The 19,249-nt window shown below is 52.7% G+C and carries 19 protein-coding genes; 11 read left to right on the top strand and 8 right to left on the bottom strand.

The window, feature by feature from the left end; translation table 11 throughout:
- The first annotated feature begins 36 nt into the window (after positions 1 to 36).
- The 5 genes from ynfE to clcB all read left to right on the top strand — a co-directional run bounded on the left by ynfE (position 37) and on the right by clcB (position 6,025).
- Positions 37 to 2,475: a selenate/tellurate reductase subunit YnfE gene (gene ynfE, locus B9P82_RS17120; protein WP_101700672.1), complete on the top strand. Its 2,439-nt coding sequence runs from the start codon at positions 37 to 39 to the stop codon at positions 2,473 to 2,475.
- 10 nt (positions 2,476 to 2,485) lie between these two features.
- Positions 2,486 to 3,103, top strand: coding sequence for a DMSO/selenate family reductase complex B subunit (locus B9P82_RS17125; RefSeq protein WP_046276317.1), 618 nt, complete (start codon positions 2,486 to 2,488; stop codon positions 3,101 to 3,103).
- A 1-nt stretch (position 3,104) separates the two neighbouring features.
- Entirely contained in the window at positions 3,105 to 3,959 is an 855-nt protein-coding gene (locus B9P82_RS17130; RefSeq protein WP_047417536.1) for a dimethyl sulfoxide reductase anchor subunit family protein, read from the top strand.
- Between the two features lie 42 nt (positions 3,960 to 4,001).
- The gene (gene dmsD / locus B9P82_RS17135; RefSeq protein ID WP_101700673.1) at positions 4,002 to 4,616 is read left to right on the top strand and encodes a Tat proofreading chaperone DmsD; all 615 of its coding nucleotides are present in this window, start codon (positions 4,002 to 4,004) and stop codon (positions 4,614 to 4,616) included.
- Positions 4,617 to 4,735: 119 nt separating this feature from the next.
- Complete coding sequence (gene clcB, locus B9P82_RS17140; protein WP_101700674.1) at positions 4,736 to 6,025, top strand: voltage-gated ClC-type chloride channel ClcB; 1,290 nt, start codon at positions 4,736 to 4,738, stop codon at positions 6,023 to 6,025.
- On the opposite strand, the gene bioD is transcribed toward clcB, so the two are convergent.
- The 3 genes from bioD to B9P82_RS17155 all read right to left on the bottom strand — a co-directional run bounded on the left by bioD (position 5,981) and on the right by B9P82_RS17155 (position 9,049).
- Complete coding sequence (gene bioD, locus B9P82_RS17145; protein ID WP_065554461.1) at positions 5,981 to 6,676, bottom strand: dethiobiotin synthase; 696 nt, start codon at positions 6,674 to 6,676, stop codon at positions 5,981 to 5,983. The genes clcB and bioD overlap by 45 nt on opposite strands.
- A 125-nt stretch (positions 6,677 to 6,801) precedes the next feature.
- Positions 6,802 to 8,022: a sugar metabolism global transcriptional regulator Mlc gene (mlc, locus tag B9P82_RS17150; protein WP_016153045.1), complete on the bottom strand. Its 1,221-nt coding sequence runs from the start codon at positions 8,020 to 8,022 to the stop codon at positions 6,802 to 6,804.
- Between the two features lie 118 nt (positions 8,023 to 8,140).
- Entirely contained in the window at positions 8,141 to 9,049 is a 909-nt protein-coding gene (locus tag B9P82_RS17155; RefSeq protein ID WP_047358410.1) for a LysR family transcriptional regulator, read from the bottom strand.
- Between the two features lie 107 nt (positions 9,050 to 9,156).
- Between B9P82_RS17155 and B9P82_RS17160 the strand changes: the two genes are divergently transcribed.
- Positions 9,157 to 10,410 carry an MFS transporter gene (locus B9P82_RS17160; RefSeq protein ID WP_016153043.1) on the top strand — a complete coding sequence of 418 codons (1,254 nt, stop codon included), beginning with the start codon at positions 9,157 to 9,159 and terminating at the stop codon, positions 10,408 to 10,410.
- A gap of 33 nt (positions 10,411 to 10,443) precedes the next feature.
- Here B9P82_RS17160 and B9P82_RS17165 read toward each other — a convergent pair whose 3' ends face one another.
- From B9P82_RS17165 to B9P82_RS17175, 3 genes are all read right to left on the bottom strand, one after another.
- Complete coding sequence (locus tag B9P82_RS17165; protein WP_101700675.1) at positions 10,444 to 11,130, bottom strand: CPBP family intramembrane glutamic endopeptidase; 687 nt, start codon at positions 11,128 to 11,130, stop codon at positions 10,444 to 10,446.
- Between the two features lie 152 nt (positions 11,131 to 11,282).
- Positions 11,283 to 12,773: a sensor histidine kinase gene (locus B9P82_RS17170; RefSeq protein ID WP_101700676.1), complete on the bottom strand. Its 1,491-nt coding sequence runs from the start codon at positions 12,771 to 12,773 to the stop codon at positions 11,283 to 11,285.
- Entirely contained in the window at positions 12,770 to 13,492 is a 723-nt protein-coding gene (locus B9P82_RS17175; protein WP_016153040.1) for a response regulator transcription factor, read from the bottom strand. The genes B9P82_RS17170 and B9P82_RS17175 overlap by 4 nt, the downstream gene beginning before the upstream one ends.
- A 189-nt stretch (positions 13,493 to 13,681) precedes the next feature.
- Between B9P82_RS17175 and msrP the strand changes: the two genes are divergently transcribed.
- From msrP to B9P82_RS17200, 5 genes are all read left to right on the top strand, one after another.
- On the top strand, positions 13,682 to 14,686 hold the full coding sequence (gene msrP / locus B9P82_RS17180; RefSeq protein WP_019076759.1) for a protein-methionine-sulfoxide reductase catalytic subunit MsrP: 1,005 nt from the start codon (positions 13,682 to 13,684) through the stop codon (positions 14,684 to 14,686).
- Entirely contained in the window at positions 14,687 to 15,313 is a 627-nt protein-coding gene (msrQ, locus tag B9P82_RS17185; RefSeq protein ID WP_095715963.1) for a protein-methionine-sulfoxide reductase heme-binding subunit MsrQ, read from the top strand.
- 46 nt (positions 15,314 to 15,359) lie between these two features.
- Positions 15,360 to 16,847, top strand: a complete 1,488-nt coding sequence (locus B9P82_RS17190; protein ID WP_095715962.1) for a carboxypeptidase M32 — start codon at positions 15,360 to 15,362, stop codon at positions 16,845 to 16,847.
- 137 nt (positions 16,848 to 16,984) lie between these two features.
- Positions 16,985 to 17,365, top strand: coding sequence for an acid resistance repetitive basic protein Asr (gene asr, locus B9P82_RS17195; protein WP_046276326.1), 381 nt, complete (start codon positions 16,985 to 16,987; stop codon positions 17,363 to 17,365).
- A 270-nt stretch (positions 17,366 to 17,635) separates the two neighbouring features.
- The gene (locus B9P82_RS17200; protein ID WP_101700677.1) at positions 17,636 to 18,457 is read left to right on the top strand and encodes a trypsin-like serine peptidase; all 822 of its coding nucleotides are present in this window, start codon (positions 17,636 to 17,638) and stop codon (positions 18,455 to 18,457) included.
- A gap of 34 nt (positions 18,458 to 18,491) precedes the next feature.
- On the opposite strand, the gene mdtI is transcribed toward B9P82_RS17200, so the two are convergent.
- Complete coding sequence (gene mdtI / locus B9P82_RS17205) at positions 18,492 to 18,821, bottom strand: multidrug/spermidine efflux SMR transporter subunit MdtI (protein WP_016153035.1); 330 nt, start codon at positions 18,819 to 18,821, stop codon at positions 18,492 to 18,494.
- Positions 18,808 to 19,173 carry a multidrug/spermidine efflux SMR transporter subunit MdtJ gene (gene mdtJ, locus B9P82_RS17210; RefSeq protein WP_161623250.1) on the bottom strand — a complete coding sequence of 122 codons (366 nt, stop codon included), beginning with the start codon at positions 19,171 to 19,173 and terminating at the stop codon, positions 18,808 to 18,810. The genes mdtI and mdtJ overlap by 14 nt, the downstream gene beginning before the upstream one ends.
- Between the last annotated feature and the right edge of the window lie 76 nt (positions 19,174 to 19,249).

The raw sequence follows: 19,249 nt of genomic DNA on the forward strand, positions 1-19,249 counted from the left end.
AATTAATATATAGCGATAACTATAATGGGGTGAGTAATGTCAAAAACTGAGCAATATGGAGGCATTAGCCGCAGGACGTTAGTGAAATCCTCGGCAATCGGTTCGCTGGCGCTTGCCGCGGGTGGGCTGTCGTTACCTTTCGGAATGCGCACTGCCGCCGCAGCGGTACAGCAGGCGATACAACCCGTTGAAGAAAAAGTGGTTTGGGGCGCTTGTTCCGTAAACTGCGGCAGCCGTTGTGCCCTGCAACTCCACGTTAAAGATAATGAAGTCGTTTGGGTGGAGTCCGATACGACCGGGGACGATATTTATGGTCAACACCAGGTTCGCGCCTGTTTGCGTGGGCGCTCAATCCGTCGACGGATCAATCATCCGGATCGCCTGAATTACCCCATGAAGCGCGTGGGCAAACGTGGTGAAGGTAAATTTGAGCGTATAACCTGGCAGGAAGCACTGGACACCATCAGTGCCAGTTTGAAAAATACCGTGCACAAATACGGTAACGAGGCCGTGTATATCAACTACACCTCTGGCATTGTAGGCGGCAACATTACTCGCTCCTCCCCTTATGCCTCGCTGGTCGCTCGCCTGATGAACTGCTATGGCGGATTCCTGAGTCATTACGGCACCTACAGTACCGCACAAATCGCGGCGGCAATGCCTTATACCTACGGTTCAAACGAAGGCAACAGCACCTCCGATATCGAAAACACGAAGCTGGTGGTGATGTTCGGCAATAATCCCGCCGAAACGCGTATGAGCGGAGGTGGAATAACTTACTTCCTGGAACAGGCCAGGGAGCGCTCTAATGCCCGGATGATCGTCATCGACCCGCGTTATACCGATACCGCAGCGGGTCGTGAAGATGAATGGATCCCTATTCGTCCAGGCACCGATGCTGCATTAGTATCCGGAATCGCCTGGGTCCTGATTCACGAAGATCTCGTTGACCAGACGTTTCTGGATACATACTGCATTGGTTACGACGAGAAAACCCTGCCCGCCGACGCACCCGCTAATGGGCACTACAAAGCCTATATTTTGGGCAACGGTGATGACGGTATCGCTAAAACACCCCAGTGGGCCTCACATGTTACCGGGATCCCAGCCGAGCGCATTATCAAACTGGCTCGGGAAATCGGCAGTACAAAACCCGCATATATTTGTCAGGGCTGGGGTCCGCAACGCCAGGCTAACGGCGAGCTGACCTCACGCGCAATCGCGATGCTGCCAATCCTGACTGGCAACGTTGGCATCAACGGCGGCAATAGCGGTGCACGAGAATCAACCTACACCATCACGATTGAGCGTATGCCGCTGCCAGAAAATCCCATTAAGACCCAGATATCCTGCTTTAGCTGGACCGACGCAATCGTCCGGGGCCCGGAAATGACCGCTACCCGCGATGGCGTACGTGGGAAAGATAAGCTCGACGTGCCGATTAAATTTATCTGGAACTACGCGGGCAACACCATCACCAATCAGCACTCAGATATCAATAAAACGCATGAGATCCTTCAGGACGACACGAAATGCGAAATGATTGTGGTCATTGAAAACTTCATGACCTCTTCGGCCAAATATGCCGATATTCTGCTGCCTGATTTAATGACCGTCGAACAGGAAGACATCATTCCTAACGATTATGCAGGCAACATGGGTTACCTCATTTTTATTCAACCCGCGACGTCGCCTAAGTTCGAGCGCAAACCGATCTACTGGATAATGAGTGAAGTCGCAAAACGTCTTGGCGATGATGTCTATCAACGGTTTACTGAAGGCCGTACCCAGGAGCAGTGGCTTCAGTATTTGTATGCAAAAATGCTGGCTAAAGACCCCGCGCTCCCGACTTATGACGAGCTGAAAAACATGGGGATCTATAAGCGCAAAGATCCTAACGGACACTTTGTCGCCTATAGAAAATTCCGCGAGGATCCACAGGCCAACCCGCTCAAAACGCCGTCTGGCAAGATTGAAATTTACTCCAGCCGACTGGCGAAAATTGCCAGTACATGGGTACTGCAAAAGGACGAGGTAATCAGTCCGCTTCCCGTTTATGCATCCACGTTTGAAGGGTGGGATGACCCGAAACGCAGTTCATACCCGCTGCAGATGTTTGGTTTCCACTACAAATCCCGCACCCACTCCAGCTACGGCAATATCGATGTTCTCCAGGCGTCCTGTCGTCAGGAAGTATGGATAAATCCCGTCGATGCCCAAAAACGGGGGATTGCAAATGGCGATATGGTGCGAGTCTTTAACGATCGCGGTGAACTGCGTATCCCGGCAAAAGTCACGCCACGAATTTTGCCCGGAGTAAGCGCAATGGGCCAGGGTGCATGGCACGATGCCGATATGGCTGGCGATAAGATTGACCATGGCGCCTGCGTCAATACGCTGACAACTCAGCGCCCGTCGCCGCTGGCAAAAGGCAACCCACAGCATACTAACCTGGTCGAGATCGAGAAGGCATAAGGACTAACCCATGACAACTCAGTATGGATTTTTTATTGATTCCAGCCGTTGCACGGGGTGTAAAACCTGCGAGCTGGCCTGCAAAGATTACAAGGATCTCACTCCCGACGTCAGTTTCCGGCGTATTTACGAATACGCTGGAGGCGACTGGCTGGAAGATAACGGCGTCTGGCAACAGAATGTCTTCGCCTACTACCTCTCCATTGCCTGTAATCACTGCGAAGATCCGGCCTGCACCAAGGTTTGCCCCAGCGGCGCTATGCATAAGCGTGAAGATGGTTTTGTGGTGGTGGATGAAGACATATGCATAGGCTGTCGCTACTGCCACATGGCCTGCCCGTACGGCGCACCGCAGTACAATGCCGCCAAAGGTCATATGACCAAGTGCGATGGCTGTCATGACCGCGTGGCCGACGGCAAAAAGCCCATCTGCGTCGAATCCTGTCCGCTGCGCGCGCTGGACTTTGGTCCAATTGATGAGCTGCGCAAAAAGCACGGTGAACTGGCGGCGGTCGCTCCGCTGCCAGGTGCGCACTTCACCAAACCGAGTATTGTGATCAAACCCAACGCCAATAGCCGCCCGACCGGGGATACCACGGGTTATCTGGCGAATCCGCAGGAGGTGTAACATGGGCAATGGATGGCATGAATGGCCGCTGGTCCTGTTTACGGTGCTGGGCCAGTGCGTGGCCGGAGCGCTGATAGTGAGTGGCTATGGCTGGCTGACCGCTAAAGACGAGGTGGCAAAACAACGTATCGTGCGCAGCATGTTTTTTCTGTGGCTGGTAATGGGCATCGCCTTTCTCGCCTCGGTAATGCACCTGGGTTCGCCACTGCGCGCCTTTAACTCGCTGAACAGAGTTGGCGCATCTGCGCTGAGTAACGAAATCGCCAGTGGTTCACTGTTTTTCGCCGTCGGTGGCCTGTGGTGGCTGGTGGCGTTTCTCGGTAAAATGCCCGCAGCGTTAGGTAAAATCTGGCTGCTGGTGGGCATGCTGCTGGGTCTGGTATTTGTGCTGGCGATGACCAGCGTCTACCAGATAGACACTGTCCCGACCTGGTATAACGGCTACACTACGGTGGCATTTTTTATGACGATGTTGCTGAGCGGACCGCTGTTTGCCGCCCTGCTGCTGCGTGCTGCGGGTGTTTCCTCTGGCACCGCCAGATTCGCCTACGTGAGCGTTTTGGCCCTACTGGTGATCGTGGCGGTTATTGTTCTGCAGGGACTGTCGCTCGGCGGGATCCACAGTTCGGTACAATCCGCCAGCGCGCTGGTTCCCGACTACGGAAGCTTGCAGGTCTGGCGCATCATTCTGCTGGCCGCCGGTCTGGGCTGCTGGATATGCCCGCTGATCCGTCGTAAAGCACCATCCGTCGGCGGCCTGGCGCTGGGCTTAGTGTTAGTCCTCGCCGGTGAAATCATTGGCCGCGGATTGTTTTATGGTTTACATATGACAGTCGGAATGGCTGTTGCAGGTTAACTTTCGGGTGCGGGGCAACCCGCACTGTTCAGGATTGTTTGCATGACCCATTTTTCGCAAGTTGACAACTTTTCTACCGCGGCGCGCGTACTCGGCGCACTGTTTTACTATGCGCCAGATAGCGCGGAAACCTCTGCATTAGTCAGTGCGTTAAGAGCCGATGGCTGGCAGGCGCAGTGGCCGCTCGATCAGGCAATGCTTTTCCCGCTGGCAGCACGGCTACAAGCCGAGGTCGATGAGCCTCTCCCGCAGGCCTGGCAACGCCTGTTTGTCGGTCCATATGCGCTACCCTCTCCGCCCTGGGGATCTGTCTGGCTGGATCGCGAAAACGTGTTGTTTGGCGACTCTACGCTGGCACTTCGTCAGTGGATGCGGGACAACGGCATCCAGTTTGCCATGCAGCAAAATGAGCCAGAAGATCACTTTGGTTCACTGCTGTTGCTGACGGCCTGGCTTGCTGAAAATGAACGCCACACCGAGTGCGAACAGCTGCTGGCCTGGCATCTGTTCCCGTGGTCATCCCGCTTCCTTGATGTGTTTATCGAAAAAGCTGATCATCCGTTTTACCAGGCGCTGGGGGAGCTGGCCCGTATGACGCTGGCGCAATGGCAGTCGCAGTTACTGATCCCGATAGCCGATAAGCCACTTTTTCGTTAGTTTCACCACAGGCAGGATGTGTCCTGCCTGTGTAGCATTCCGTTGCGCACGCTGAGCTTTTGCTTCTGTTGCCAAATAGCCGCAAAATAAAGCGTCTGAAATTTCCTGTCTGGCCACTCATGCATCATTTACATGCTTATCCTGACCTGCGCGCCATGTTCCGCCGCCTGCTGATTGCTGCGGTGATTGGTATCCTTGCTGCGTTGGCCGTCGCAGGATTTCGCCACGCCATGCTCCTTCTTGAATGGTTGTTCCTGAGCAATGACACAGGGAGTCTGGTCAACGCGGCAACAAACCTTTCCCCTGTAAGACGCATGCTGACACCTGCGTTAGGAGGGCTGGCGGCGGGTTTGCTGCTTTGGGGATGGCAAACGTTCAACCGGTTACGCCCGCAGGCTCCCACTGATTACATGGAAGCCTTGCAAACTAACGGACAATTTGACGTCAGTGCAAGCCTGGTGAAATCGCTGGCCTCGTTACTGGTCGTCGCCAGCGGGAGCGCCATCGGGCGCGAAGGTGCCATGATTTTACTGGCAGCGCTGGCAGCCTCCAGCTTTGCTCAACGCTTCACCCCGCGCACGGAATGGAAGTTATGGATTGCCTGCGGAGCCGCTGCGGGTATGGCCGGAGCGTATCATGCCCCACTGGCGGGCAGTCTATTTATTGCTGAAGTGTTGTTTGGCACGCTGATCCTCGCTTCACTGGGACCGGTGGTGGTATCCGCCGTCGTCGCCTTGCTCACCACCAATATGTTGAGCGCCAGCAATGCGCTGCTGTATGCCGTGCACTTCACACGGGAACTGCATGCGCTGGAATACGTCATGATCATCAGCACCGGTCTGGCTGCCGGCGTTTGCGGACCGCTATTCATGTGGTTGATGACCGCCAGCCATAATGGGTTTTTGCGCTTAAAACTCTCGCCCCCGTGGCAACTGGCGCTCGGCGGGCTGATCGTTGGCCTGCTGTCATTGCTCACGCCTGCGGTCTGGGGTAACGGCTACAGCGTGGTGCAGTCATATTTACTCTCCCCACCGCTGCTGGCCGTGGTGAGCGGGATCTTCATCTGCAAATTACTGGCGGTGCTTGCCAGCAGTGGTTCCGGTGCGCCTGGCGGTGTATTTACGCCAACGCTGTTTGTCGGTCTTTCGGTGGGTATGCTGCTGGGACGAGTGTGGGGATTATGGCTTCCGGGTCCGGATGAGATTGCCATTCTGCTGGGATTAACGGGGATGGCCACGCTGCTGGCAGCGACCACGCATGCGCCAATAATGTCGACACTGATGGTTTGTGAAATGACCGGGGAGTATCGTCTGCTCCCCGGATTGCTGATTGCCTGTGTGGTGGCGTCTGTGCTGTCGCGAACGTTACGCCAGGACTCTATCTACCGACAACACGCTGCCGAGCATTGACAGACGGATGTACTGAGACAGCTCGCGCTGCTCTGCGCGAGGCAGATAAGGCAGTTCACCGATCAGCGGTGCGGGTAATTTTTTGCCCAGCACATCAATGATTTCCGCATAATGCGCTAGCCCCGGGTTGATTCGGTTCGCGACCCAGCCAATCAAAGGCAGTCCGTCACTGGCAATCGCCTGCGCGGTGAGAATGGCATGATTAATACAGCCTTCCTGGATACCCACCACCATCAGCACCGGCAGTTGTTCCTGCACCACCCATTCAGATAACGGACGCAGATCGTTCATCAGGCTCCGCCAGCCTCCGGTGCCTTCCACGACAACGTGATCCACTTTTTCGCTGAGGCTTGCGAGGCCGTTGGATAACAGGGTGTAATTGACCGGACCACTATGCGCTACGCTGCTTTCATCCTCACTCAACGCAATCGGGTTGATCGCCTCGTAGGGCAGTTCGATAGTGGACACGCTTTGCAGCACCAGCGCATCTTTGTTGCGCAGACCTTCAGGTGTCTCTTTGCTTCCTTTAGCCACGGGTTTGTAGCCCGCAACGCTTTTACCCCCTGACGCTAACGCTTGTAGTAATGCGCGGGAAACCACGGTCTTCCCAACAGAAGTGTCTGTACCTGTAATAAAGAAACGCTTCAGCATCACTAACTCCACCGTTATGCTTTGAAAATATAAGTCAGGAAAATAATACAGTGGAGAAAGTCTAAGGTATGACGACGAGAATCGGCTTGAGATAGCGCAATTTTTCGTACAACAGTTAAAAAATGTTAACCCTGTAATAGACGAATCAACAAAGAACCGTTATACATCGCGTCCTTCACGAGCGCCGCCCCTGCCATCGTCCCTTGATTGGTGAACTGCGTACTTTCGACGACAATATGCTGACTGTAGGCCGGGAGCGCTTGCTGACGAATGCTGTCAGCAATAGTGGGAAACAAAATATCCGCCGCTTTACTGAGCGGAGAACCAATCAATATCTTTTGCGGGTTGAACAAATTCACCATGATGGCAAGAATCCGTCCGACATGGGTCCCAACGCCGCTAATGATATCTTTCGCCAATAAATCCCCCTGCATCGCCGCCAGACACAGCGCGTCTACCGTTAACGGTTGCCCGTGTAGAGAAGAACTCATTGATTGCTTCAAGCGTACCTGTGCCAGTTCGAGCACGCTGTCGACGCTGGCGATCGTTTCCAGGCAACCATGGTTGCCGCAATAGCAGCGTTTGCCGTAGGGGTCCACCTGGGTATGACCAATTTCCACCAGGCTACTGCTGCCGGCATGCAGTAGATGACCGTCGGTGATTACTCCGGCCCCCACGTTATGATCGATAACCACCTGAATGACGTCGCGTGCGCCGCGCGATGCGCCAAAAAGCGCCTCGGCCATAGTCCAGGCGCTGATATCATGCTGAATATAGACCGGCACGCCGGTATGATTTTCAAGCGCTTCACCCAGCGGCATCTCTTTGACATCGTCGTAGAATGGCATGCGATGAACGATACCGTTTTCAGTATCAATAATGCCGGGTAAGGTAATGGCGATGGAGGTTAAGCGCTCCAGCTTTTGCTGGTGGCGGATGAAAAACTGATCGACCTGGGTAATAACGCGTTCCAGCAATGGTGTTTCACTGACCAGCGCCATTTCAAGACAATCTTCAACCACCAGTTTGCTGCTCAGATCGCGCAGCGCCAGAAAGATCTCGCCGCGACTGATACGAATGGATAAATAGTGCCAGGCTTCCGTTTCCACAACCAGCCCAACGGCCGGACGTCCACGGCTGCCCGCTTCCTTGATTTCCAACTCTTGCACCAGGTGCGCTTCGAGCATTTCGCGGACAATTTTAGTAATACTGGCAGGCGCCAATTGTGCCAGGCGAGAGAGATCAATACGCGATACCGGACCCAGCTGATCAATCAGGCGATAAACCGCGCCCGCATTGGTCTGCTTAATTTGATCGATATGCCCAGGCTGACTATCAGCAACCACCACTTACTCCCTTTATTTTCGCGCTCCGAAATAATCTGCGGGCTATGGTGAAGCACTTCAATGGCTTCCGTCAACTTTTTACTTAGCCTTGTGATTTACTGCACATTTTCGCCCATTTTTAAACTAAATTAATCGCCTGAACGGCCGCCAACAGTTGCTCGCGAAAGCGTTGCGCGGCGTGACTTTGCTCATGATGTTTTGGCCACACCAGCCACATTTCCGAAACGGCATCGTCTTCCGCTATCGGGATCCAACACATTTCATACAATTGCACCCGTTTAAAGGAAGCGGGAAGAATGGAAACACCTAATCCTGCGGCCACCAGCCCGATGATAGTCATCGCCTCACCAACCTCCTGAGTGATAGTCGGCTTCAGTCCATAGCGACGCATGAGGCCAAGAATATCGTCATACAACCCCGTCCCCACATGCGGATCAAAAAAGACAAATGGCTCATTGGCCAACTCCGCCAATGTGACCACGGGCTTTTGCGCCAACGGATGCGCGCGCGGGATCATCGCCATCAGCGGCTCATGCAGAATGATTTCACGCTCCAGCGTTTCCGGAAGCTGCGTGTTGCGCAGAAGTCCCAAATCCAGCGTTCCTTCATTGAGCGGAGCAATTTGCTCGCGCGTGTTCATTTCACGGGTTTGCATATGTACAGCGGGGTAGCTCTGGCGAAAGAGGGATAACGTATCTGAAACCGCTTTGATAAACGGTGCCGATGACGTAAAGCCGATACGCAATTCCCCCGCTTCTCCCAGATGCAGACGCTCAGCCCTGGCAGCGGCTTCATTAACCAGCCCCAGGATCTGCCGACTGTCTGCCAGAAACTGCTTTCCGGCAGAGGTCAGCGCCACGCTGCGGTTAGTGCGCGCCAGAAGTCGGGCGCCGACCTGCTGCTCGAGGATCTGGATTTGCTGGCTCAGCGGCGGTTGCGAAATATTCAACCGTGCAGCCGCCCGGCCAAAATGCAATTCTTCGGCAACCGCTACAAAGTAACGTAAATGACGCAGCTCGATATTCATATTTTTAAGATATCATTTGAGATTATTAATATATTAGACAGAATAATGCGATTTTCATACTCTTAAAGCTAGTCATGTAGAGGTAATTGATTGAGCAAGGATTTCAAGTGAGCCGTACAACCACTGTCGATACCGCGCCGACAAGCGATGTTGATGAACAGAGAGTTACCCCGCCGGATAGTTTTATCAAACGCGGAACATCCCCATTTATGCGCGTCACGCTGGCGCTGTTTTCGGCCGGACTGGCGACATTTGCTCTCCTCTATTGCGTGCAACCCATACTGCCAGTGCTCTCGCACGAGTTTGGGGTCTCTCCCGCCAGCAGCAGTATTTCGCTTTCCATCTCAACGGCAATGCTCGCGATCGGTTTACTGTTTACCGGTCCACTTTCCGATGCGATAGGCCGTAAGCCGGTGATGGTTACCGCCCTGCTGCTCGCGTCCTGTTGTACGTTGCTTTCGACGATGATGACCAGTTGGCACGGTATTTTAATCATGCGTGCGCTGATAGGTCTTTCGCTCAGCGGCGTGGCGGCAGTGGGAATGACCTATCTGAGCGAGGAAATACATCCCAGCTTCGTCGCCTTCTCAATGGGCTTATATATCAGCGGTAACTCGATTGGTGGTATGAGTGGCCGTTTGATAAGCGGCGTGTTTACCGACTTTTTTAACTGGCGTATCGCGCTGGCGGCGATCGGTTGTTTTGCCCTCGCCTCCGCGCTGATGTTCTGGAAAATCTTGCCGGAATCTCGTCATTTCAGACCAACGTCGCTGCGACCGAAAACGTTGTTTATCAACTTTCGTTTGCACTGGCGCGACAGAGGGTTGCCGCTGCTGTTTGCGGAAGGTTTTTTACTGATGGGGTCGTTTGTCACGCTGTTTAATTACATCGGCTACCGTCTGATGCTCTCGCCGTGGGAACTCAGCCAGGCGGTTGTCGGTCTGTTGTCCGTGGCCTATCTGACCGGGACCTGGAGCTCACCGAAAGCGGGGTCGATGACCACCCGCTATGGACGTGGTCCGGTAATGCTCTTTTCAACCGGCGTGATGCTGGTTGGACTGTTGATGACCCTGTTCACATCACTGTGGCTGATCTTCGCCGGGATGCTGCTCTTTTCAGCCGGGTTCTTTGCCGCGCACTCCGTGGCAAGCAGTTGGATTGGACCACGGGCAAAACGCGCTAAAGGCCAGGCATCTTCCCTGTATCTGTTCAGCTATTATCTGGGTTCCAGTATTGCCGGTACGCTGGGTGGCGTATTCTGGCACAGCTACGGCTGGAACGGCGTGGGCGGATTTATCGCTCTGATGCTGGTGCTGGCGTTGCTGGTCGGTGCACGTCTGCACCATCGTCTGCACGTATAATCCACGATGCCCGGGTTCCGGGCATCACCTTCATCAACCAGGCTGTAACGTCTGAGCCCCCATTTGCAGGGCAATAACCGTCCCGTTCATCGCTATATGGAGTATAACCGGCATCAACAGGCCGTTGCTTTTCAGTCTGGCGATGATCAAAACCTGCGATACAAGAAACAGCATCAGCAACGTGCGCAGATCCACATACTGGGTATGCATGATGGCAAAAATGACCGATACCACCACCGACGACAGCCAGGTTTTATTATTGAACCAATACTGGAATGCGTTGAATAAACAGCCCCTGAAAACAATCTCTTCATACACTGGCGCAATAAATATCAGGGTCAGAGTGGATAACCACAGCGCGTAGCTGTTTAGGGATATCTGGCTGGTCACCCACGCTTCGGTTTGTCTGAGGCCCAGAAACCATGGCAGGATAAGCTGAATAAACAGCAGCGCCACGAACAAAATGGCAAACCATCTGGCGTTGAAAATTCCCTTTCCCAGCCCCTCTCTTTTTCTGAAGAAGAAGTAATACAGCGGGACCAGCACAACAAATTCCAGCGCAAACAGCAGCGGAAAAAGTAGCCCTTTGGCAAGCAGAACCTGGCTGGCGGGGAAAAACAACGGAAGAAACGTGAGGCCAAGCATCAGCAAAAACATGGTAAAACAGCCAGCAACCGCTTTGGTCCTGACGATATACAGGTTGTCGGCATCCAGTGACATACGATCTCCTTGCGCTTATCTAAGATAACTTGATGAATTATCAATATATGATAAAAATTCTCATTATCACTGGCAACCTACCAACTTTTACGCAATGCCCACGGTTTACAACGCGTATAGCGTTACAGACTCTTTTCAGCGGAACATTCTCATCAGCTACTCAGTGGGGAATCCGCCAGCGGCAACGAAAAACGGAAACAGGCCCCTGCCGTTGAATTAATCAGGCGGATATCTCCCCCATGCAGTTCGAGCATTCTGCGCACGATCACTAAGCCCAGACCACCACGCTCAGCCCGCTGCTCACGGGGTAGTAACGCCGTCGGGCGCTGAAATAATACTTCGCGAACAGCCTCTTCGACGCCAGGCCCGCTGTCCTGCACTTCTGCTAACAAGCGGTCTTCATCACGCCAGACTTTTAGCCACACTTCGCCCCCGTCAGGCGTATGACGGATAGCGTTATCCAGCAAATTCGTGACGATTCTTTCCATCATCGATAAATCGGCATTCACCAGCGGTAACGGACCAATTACGTCAAGGTGCAACTGCAAATGACGCGTGGCAACGGGTAGATCAAATTTCTGTGCCACATCCTGGATCAGCTCGCCAATAGCAAAACGTTCACGCTGTGGTTTTATGCCGCCATGCTCAAGTCTCGCCAGCTCAAAAAGCTGTTGTGACAGATGGCGAACCTTATGCCCCTGGCGCAGTGCAATGCTTAGATAATGCCGGTTTTCCTCCGGCGTCATCGTATCGGCTTTCAGCGACAGCATTTCCAGATACCCCAGCAGTGAAGTGAGCGGCGTACGTAAATCGTGCGAAATATTGGCGATAAACTCTCTGCGCTGACGATCGCTGTCAGCTAATAAATCCCATTGGTGGGCAATTTTCTGTGCTAACTCAATAAATGCATTGTTCAGCAACGCAATTTCATTCGCCGGAGCTAAATCGGGCTTTTTCTGCGCCAGCTGTTTTATGACGCTAATGCTGTCCTGCTCCAGATTAACCACCTGTCCGGTCAGCCTTTTCACCGGATTCGTCACCCATCTCCACACCAGGTACCCCGCGATTGCACCGGCTAATAAAACCAGTATTAACGTCCCGGTCACGGTGTTCCAAAGCGTTTTTTGCCAGGCGGTATTCGCCAGCATATTGAGATCTTCGCCCTGGAGAATAATGTACAAATAGCCATGCAGCTTGCCATTAAATAAAACTGGCGCGGCGCTGAATACCTTTTGCTGGCTGCTGCGCGGATCATTGCCATAAACGGGCAGCTCGTCCGAATTAAGGAAAACCTGGATCGGCTGTACGCTAATGTTCTGGCGCTGAATATGCCCAGGCGGAGCGGCATCAGCAAGTATCTCGCCTGACGGTGAAACCAGATACAGCTCCACGCTAGGGTTGAGCGTCATCAGGTGATTAAACAGTCCTTTTAAGGTCTGCCGATCAACCTGCCCGCTGGCATCAATAAGCGACTCACTTTTGACAATCTTGCTCGCCAATTCCAGCGAGAGCCTTTGCACCATGGCGTCGCCATACTGTTTACTGCTGCGGATCTGGACAACGCTGACCGCAACCGCGCAAATCAACATAATAGCGGTAAAGACCAGGGTCAGACGCTGGCTCAGCGACAATCGATAAATCATGGTTGATGCTCCGCGTTAACCGCAGCAAGCTTATAGCCTCGTCCCCAAACGGTAAGAATAATTTCCGGCTCCGCAGCATCTTTTTCAATTTTGGTGCGCAGGCGATTAATATGACTGTTCACCGTATGCTCATATCCTTCGTGCTGGTAGCCCCACACCTGGTCTAACAACGCCTGACGCGAAAAGACCTCGCCGGGATGGCGGGCGAAAAAATAGAGCAGATCGAATTCACGCGGCGTTAAATCGAGGGATTTACCCTGCAGGCGGACTTCCCGGGCTAATGGATCAATCTCCACACCATGGACGGTGATAATCCCCGCCTCCATACGCAGGTTCTGACTCATCGCCTCCTGACGGCGAAACAACGCCTTCACCCGGGCCATCAACTCCAGCACCGAGAAAGGTTTGGCTAAATAATCATCGGCGCCCATTTCCAGCCCCAATACGCGGTGAGTTTCACTGGTGCGAGCGCTGATAATAATGACAGGTAGATAGAAGCTCATTTGCCGAATGCGACGACAAATTTCCAGACCGTCCACGCCCGGCAGCATTAAATCGAGGATAACGGCATCCCAGACATGCTTCTCCAGTAGCTCGACCGCACGTGCCCCATCAGCCTCATGAATAATTTCGTACCCCTCATCCTTCAGGCTAAGTTGCAAAAGTGAGGCAATATCGCTGTCATCTTCCACCAAAAATATCTTTTTTGCGCCTGCCATCAGTGTCATCCCCCTCTCGTCATGCTGAAAGCTTACCTCAGGCAAGGGGCGGAAGTTATCACAAAATTTTTAACTTTTCGTGAGGAATCAGGGATACGCATGCGTCCAGTATGTCGTTATAGATAGGTCAGGCATCAACAGGGAAACGTCGATTTGTTTTCCTTAACATGAAAATAAAAAGGAAAAGTTATGCAGAAAAAACATCCACTTCGGGAAGCTGATGTTACCGCCGAGTCCGTTTTTTTTATGCAACGACGACAGATCCTCAAAGCTCTTGGGATAGGCGCGGCGGCGGCTTCGTTCTCTTCCCCGACACAGGCCGGTCTGCTGAATTGGTTTAAAGGCAACGATCGCCCGTCTGCACCAGCGGGCAAACCGCTCGAGTTCACAAAACCCGAGATCTGGCAAAACAATCTGCCCTTGACGCCGGAAGACAAGGTAACGGGCTACAACAATTTCTACGAATTTGGTCTGGATAAAGCCGATCCTGCCGCGAATGCCGGTAGCCTGAAAACCGATCCCTGGACGTTAACCATCAGCGGTGAAGTGAACAAACCTTTAACGTTGGATCATGATGCGCTGACGACTCGTTTTCCATTAGAAGAGCGTATTTACCGGATGCGCTGCGTTGAGGCGTGGTCGATGGTTGTACCGTGGGTCGGCTTTCCTTTGCATAAATTATTGGCGCTGGTTGAGCCCACCAGCCACGCCAAATATGTCGCCTTTGAAACACGCTACGCGCCTGATGAAATGCCCGGCCAGAAAGATCGCTTCATTGGTGGCGGGTTGAAGTATCCCTATGTTGAAGGTTTACGTCTGGATGAGGCCATGCACCCGCTTACCCTTCTGACCGTGGGCGTGTATGGCAAAGCGTTGCCGCCGCAAAACGGAGCGCCAATACGCCTGACCGTACCCTGGAAGTACGGCTTCAAGGGCATTAAATCGATAGTCAGTATTAAGCTGACGCGTGAACAGCCGCCGACGACCTGGAATATGTCGGCACCTAACGAATACGGTTTTTACGCCAACGTAAATCCGCAAGTCGATCACCCCCGCTGGTCTCAGGCCACAGAGCGTTTTATCGGTTCGGGTGGCATTCTCGATGTTCAGCGACAGCCCACGTTGCCTTTTAATGGTTATGCCGATGAGGTGGCTTCTTTATATCAGGGCATGGATCTACGGGAGTATTTTTAAGTGAGGTTAACCGCAAAACAGATAACCGGCCTGAAAGTACTGCTGCATCTCGCCGGTTTTTTACCCCTGCTATGGCTCTTCTGGGCCGCGCAGCGTGGTGAGTTGGGGGCCGACCCGGGTAAAGATATCCAGCACTTTACGGGCATCACCGCGCTGAAGTTTCTGCTTGCTACCCTGCTGGTGTCACCGCTTGCACGCTACGCAAAGCAGCCGTTGTTGTATCGCACCCGTCGAGTATTAGGGTTATGGTGTTTTGCATGGGCCACGCTGCATATGACCAGCTATGCGCTGCTGGAGTTGGGTATACAAAATCTGGGATTATTGGGACGTGAACTGGTTTCACGCCCATGGCTAACGTTGGGCATGACTGGTTGGATAATCTTATTCCTGCTGACGCTGACCTCCACGCAAGCCGCGCAACGTAAAATGGGCAAACGCTGGCAAACATTGCACAACTACGTCTACCTGGCGGCCGTTTTACTTCCGCTGCATTATCTGTGGTCGGTAAAAGTATTATCACCGCTCCCCATTATTTATGCCCTCTGTTTTCTCGTGCTACTGGCTTTTCGCTATAAAAAGCTGTTACGCAAAGTCGGGTACAAAGGTGTGTTTATGAAAAGTGAATGAATCACGGTAAACTTCTCATCACACCTAAACAGAACGAGAACAAAAAATGAGTAACAATGATAATTACCATCAGCTCACCCGCACGTTCCAGCGGCTCTCTCGCTTCTCCCACCTCTCGGCAATCGCCAGTTGGGACATGTTTACCATGATGCCATCTGGCGGCAGCAAAGCTCGCGGCGAAGCACTGGCCGAGCTGAGCGTGCTTGAGCACCAGTTGTTAACCGACCCGAAAGTGGCAACGTGGATCGCCGCAGCCCAACAGGAAGACCTTAACGATGTTGAGCAAGCCAACCTGCGCGAAATGTCGCGACTGCATCATCAGGCATCCTTACTACCTGAATCGTTGGTAGAAGCGAAATCACTCGCGGGTAGCCGCTGTGAGCATGCCTGGCGCAGCCAGCGACCAGCCAATGACTGGGAGGGATTTTCCGAAAACCTGAAAGAGGTCGTGAAGCACAGTCGTGAAGAAGCCCGGCTGCGTGCCGAAGCCACAGGCTGTTCGCCGTATGACGCGCTACTGGACATATTCGAACCAGGGATGACCAGTGCCCAATTGGATGTCTTGTTTGCAGACGTTAAGAGCTGGTTACCGGATCTGCTCAACAAGGTGGTGGCAAAGCAGTCTCAGCAGTCGCTCATCGCCCCGGTTGGGCCTTTCCCAACCGCAATCCAGCGAGAGTTGGGCCTTGAAACGATGGCGCAGTTGGGATTCGATTTTACTGCTGGTCGACTGGATATCAGTGCGCACCCCTTCTGTGGTGGCGTACCTGAAGATGTGCGTATCACCACCCGCTATGATGAAAACGAATTACTTAGCGCGCTGTTTGGCGTGATCCATGAAACCGGTCACGCCCGCTATGAGCAAAATCTGCCGCACAGTTGGTCAGGGCAACCTATCGCCCTGGCACGCTCAACCGCCATTCATGAGTCCCAGAGTCTGTTCTTTGAGATGCAACTGGGGCGCAGTAAAGCATTTCTGACGCGGTTAATTCCTGCTGTGACGCGCCACTTTGGCGATCAGGCTGCGTTTGAAGAAAGCAATTTCATCGCCTGGAACCAGCAGGTTAAACCCGGTTTTATCCGTGTTGATGCCGACGAGGTGAGCTATCCTGCTCACGTTATCCTGCGTTATGAAATCGAACGCGCGCTCATTAATGGCGATATTGAAGTAGATGATATCCCGGCATTGTGGAATGAGAAAATGCAGTCCTGGCTTGGGCTGTCAACCATCGGTAACTATCGTAACGGTTGTATGCAGGATATTCACTGGACCGATGGCGGCTTTGGCTACTTCCCTTCCTATACTTTAGGCGCCATGTATGCGGCGCAGTTATTCAGTGCCGCTAACCGCGCATTGCCTGATTTAGAGCAGTCTATTGCGCAAGGTGAGTTTGGTGCCCTGTTTGACTGGTTACGTCAGAATATCTGGCAGCATGGCAGCCGTTTTACCACTGAACAGCTTATTACCCAGGCCACCGGAGAGCCGCTCAGCAGCCGTTATTTCCGCGCTCACCTGGAAGCCCGCTATTTGTAATCTCATACCGTGAGTCATTGTACATATCGTTACACGCCGAAACCAATGACTCACGGAAGCCCTGTGATTACAGCGATATAGTTATTTCAACGGCCCCGCAGTGGGGTTGAATGAAAAACCAAATCGAGGGTATGAGAATGAAAAAAGTATTAGCTCTGGTTGTTGCCGCTGCTATGGGTCTGTCTTCTGCTGCATTTGCTGCTGAAACAACTGCTACCACCGCTCCGGCTGCTGCTGCAACCACCAAAGCAGCTCCGGCAAAAACCACTCATCATAAAAAACAGCACAAAGCAGCACCGCAGAAAGCGCAGGCTGCCAAGAAACACGCTAAAAAATCCACCACAAAACCGGCTGTAGAACAGAAAGCGCAGGCAGCTAAGAAACACACCAAAAAAGCAGCGACCAAACCCGCTGCAGAACAAAAAGCACCAGAGCAGAAAGCTCAGGCAGCAAAAAAACACACCAAAAAAGCCGTAAAACACGACACCGCTAAACCCGCTGCTCAACCAGCTGCATAACACATTTATAGTTACTATGGCGTCCCCCACGCCATAGCATACGGCGCTAAATCGACCTGATTTAGCGCCGCCTTTTGGAGGGTAAAATGGTGTCACATTATCGCTTTGAGTTCATTCTTATTACCCTGATAATTTGCGCCCTCATTGCCATGCATTTTTATCTTTCCTGAGTGTAGTTATCTGATTTTACTCCCACTTTCCCGCCGTCCCGTCTATAGTATTAACTGAGGGTTTGCTGTTAAAAATCATAATTCCCCACCAGAGTGTGATATGCATAAAACCATTGCTGTGTTACTGGGTTCAATTTGTTTACTTCCTGTCGTTGCGCATGCGGACCAGCCTGCAACGGCCAGCGCTGAAGCAGAAAACGTAAAAACGCTGTTTTTTGGTCATGACGATCGCATAAAAGTGACTGACCCAACGCAATCTCCTTGGGACGCTATCGGGCAACTGGAAACCGCCAGCGGTAACCTGTGTACCGCCACGCTCATATCACCACGTCTGGCACTGACTGCCGGACACTGCTTACTCACCCCCCCGAAAGGCAAGCCGGATAAAGCCGTGGCATTACGCTTCGTGTCGAAAAAGGGTGTCTGGCGCTACGAGATCCACGGCATTGAAGGACGGGTTGATCCCTCGCTCGGAAAACGTTTAAAAGCCGATGGCGATGGCTGGATTGTGCCGCCTTCCGCGGCCCCGTGGGATTTTGGTCTGGTGGTGCTGCGTTACCCACCTTCTGGCATCACACCGCTGCCATTATTTGAAGGTGATAAAACGGCATTAACCGCGGCGCTGAAAACCGCAGATCGTAAAGTTACGCAGTCGGGTTACCCGGAAGATCATCTCGATGACTTGTACACGCATCAGGATTGCGTGGTGACCGGTTGGGCGCAGAATACCGTTTTGTCGCACCAGTGCGACACACTCCCGGGCGACAGCGGTTCACCATTGATGTTGAAGACAGATACTGGCTGGCAGTTGATTGGTGTACAAAGCTCCGCTCCGGCGGCGAAAGATCGCTGGCGGGCCGATAATCGCGCCATATCCGTGACCGGTTTTCGCGATAAGCTGGATGAGTTGGCGAACAAATAACTTATGCTGCCCGTAGTAACGGGCAGCACTGAGATCAGGCAAGTTTAATCATCACCATTCCGGCAAGCAGCAGCGCCAAACCGATCCAGCCTTTATGATTCAGGCGCTGACCAAACAATACCCAACCTGCCGCTAACGTCGCGGCAATCCCAAAGCCGCCCCACAAGGCGTAGGCAACAGAAAGGTCGATACCTTTTACCGCCTGGGACAGCGCGCTAAAGGCCGCTAACACCGCTGCCAGCGACAGCACGCCATAAGTCTTGCGGCGAAACCCATCTGAAAATTTCAAAAAGACGTTAGCGACGATTTCGAGCACAATGGCTATGCCAAGCCATGCGCCGTGAACCCACTCAAACTGCTGCATGGCTCACCTCTCTGCCCGCCTTTGTCGGTTTTCGTGTACCGGATTTAATCAGCACAATACCTAACACCAGCGAGACCAGTCCAGCCACCTTCATCGTGGACAAGGTTTCGTCAAATAACAGCACGCTGAACAGCGTAATAAATAAAATACCGATACCTTCCCATAAGGCATAGGCCACACCAAGGGCAATTTTTTTAACGGCAAAACTGAGAAAAATATACGATAAGGCAATCATTACCAGCATTAAAATAAAGCCCGAATTACCATGGCCGACGCTTGCCCATTTCATTGACAGCGTACCAGTAATTTCAGCCGCGATGGCCAGACCTAATAATATCCAGTAAAACATAATGCTTCTCCTGCTTGAGAATATAGTCCTTTGGGCCTACTGCATGCAGTAAACCAAAAAATAAAATTAGTTAGCTCAG

This window comes from Citrobacter sp. L55 (assembly GCF_002850715.1).
GTDB lineage: Bacteria > Pseudomonadota > Gammaproteobacteria > Enterobacterales > Enterobacteriaceae > Citrobacter > Citrobacter braakii.